At 69.8% G+C, this 1,665-nt stretch carries 3 protein-coding genes; all 3 read left to right on the top strand.

The genetic code is table 11. The annotated features are described in order from the left end of the window. On the top strand, positions 1-484 hold a 484-nt coding region (locus ACFWF3_RS35105; protein WP_379318414.1), incomplete at its 5' end, for an amidohydrolase family protein. Positions 485-668: 184 nt separating this feature from the next. Then, a complete protein-coding gene (locus tag ACFWF3_RS35100) occupies positions 669-1,109 on the top strand; it encodes a hypothetical protein (RefSeq protein WP_379318412.1) in 441 nt (146 codons plus the stop codon). Positions 1,110-1,260: 151 nt separating this feature from the next. Continuing rightward, the gene (locus tag ACFWF3_RS35095) at positions 1,261-1,545 is read left to right on the top strand and encodes a GlsB/YeaQ/YmgE family stress response membrane protein (RefSeq protein ID WP_378988847.1); all 285 of its coding nucleotides are present in this window, start codon (positions 1,261-1,263) and stop codon (positions 1,543-1,545) included. Positions 1,546-1,665 lie beyond the last annotated feature (120 nt).

The following is a 1,665-nucleotide window of genomic DNA, read 5'->3' as shown; positions in this document are numbered from 1 at the left end:
CTTCTGGGGCGATCTGCTCGACGGCGCGATCTTCGACCACGAACACGGCAGCCGGTGGCAGCCCACCGCCGACGCGCTGGCCTCGGGGGCGTGCGTGTCCCTGCACAACGACGGGCCGGTCTCGCCACCGTCGCCGCTGGTCAACATCCAGACCGTCGCCTCCCGACGCACCCGCGCCGGCACCGTACACGGCGCCGATCAGGCGATTCCGCTCGATGACGCGATCCGCGCGCAGACGATCAACGCCGCCCGCACCCTGCGCCGCGATCACCTGATCGGGTCCATCACGGTCGGCAAGCTGGCCGACTTCGTCGAGTTGTCCGGTGACCCCTACGAGGTCGACCCGGCCACGTTGGGCGAGACCGTCCGGGTCAACGGCACGTGGGTGAGTGGGCGCCGGGTCGACCTCGACGCGTTCCTGGCCGCAGTGCCGAACAGCGACACGACCCCGCGCCCGAGCGCGCGCCTCGGACCGTGCTGCTGAGCCTGCGCCGACCCTGGACCGAGGGAAATCCCTGAGCTGAAGCTCCGGGTCGGGACCTGATGTGCCCGACCCGTCCCGACGGGAGCATCGAAGAATGGAAACCGTTGGCAATCAGAATATTTCAGGAACCGTTCGACGGCGTCTCGGTGTCGCGGCGCTGGCATCGGCTGTCACGGTAGCGGGCTTGCTCGGGCTCTCGACGGCAACCGCGTCCGCGGACACCGCTGTCAGCTGTTCGTGGGCGGGCACCCCGTACACACAGGGAGCCACCGTCGTCGCCGGTGGCTGGACCTTCACCTGCGGCCGATCGCACGCCGGGGACGCACGCTGGGATCGCGGAGCATCGACGCATCGGAAGAGCACGGTCGCCAATCCGGGCGCCGCCGCCGAGCCCACCGGCCGCTTCAGCGCGGGGGCGGTCCAGCCGGGCACCGGATACAACGACTATTGCGTGGGTGAGCAGCTCGTCAGCGGTCGGGAAGCCGTCTACGAAGCCGTGCCGGACGGGCGCGGCCTGCGCTGGCGGCAGGCGGGTCCGATCACACAGTGGCGTTTCGATCAGGGCGACGGCACTGCCCCGGCGGGCCGGTCCGCGAGCGAGTGCCGGGTGGATCCTCAGTTCTGAGCAGCATCGACGGCGATGGGGTGATCCGGCGTCGGCGCGGACACGCTTCGACAACGCCGAGGACACGACCCTGGTTCTCCGGGCGAAGGGGAGAAATGATCGAACTTGACCGGCACTCCCCGGCCATCGGCACAACGTGGAGGTTCGAGCGATGTGGAACGCGATTGTTCAGATCTGTGGATTCTTGATCATCGGCGCCGTGGTCGGCGTGCTCGCCAGGGTGCTCAAGCCGGGTAAGGAGAACATGAGCATGGGCATGACCCTGGTGCTCGGCATGGTGGCGGCGCTGATCGCGGGCGTGATCGCCAGCCTCATCGGCGTCGGCTCCATCACCGAGCTCAACTTCTGGGGCTTCGTCCTCGCGGTCATCGCGGCGGTGGTGCTGCTGTTCGCGGCCGAGTCGATGGGCGCCCGCAAACACCCGCCGGTGGCCTGAGCCGAACGCGTCGGCGCTCGCCCGTCGCCGTGACCTGGCGACGAGGTGCAGCGCCCCCTGTGCGGCGCCGCTCCTCGGCGGGCCTCTCCCGCCACGCGCAGCAGGGCGGGAGTACGCGTC

The organism is Nocardia sp. NPDC060220 (genome assembly GCF_042727815.1).
Lineage (GTDB): Bacteria > Actinomycetota > Actinomycetes > Mycobacteriales > Mycobacteriaceae > Nocardia.
The sequence above is the reverse complement of the archived record's forward strand: the minus strand, read 5'-3'. Positions and strand labels throughout refer to the sequence as shown.

Bases quoted from the DNA above. Each gene is read 5' to 3' on its own strand.
- ACFWF3_RS35095 (WP_378988847.1), top strand. From the start codon at position 1,261: ATGTGGAACGCGATTGTTCAGATCTGTGGATTCTTGATCATCGGCGCC.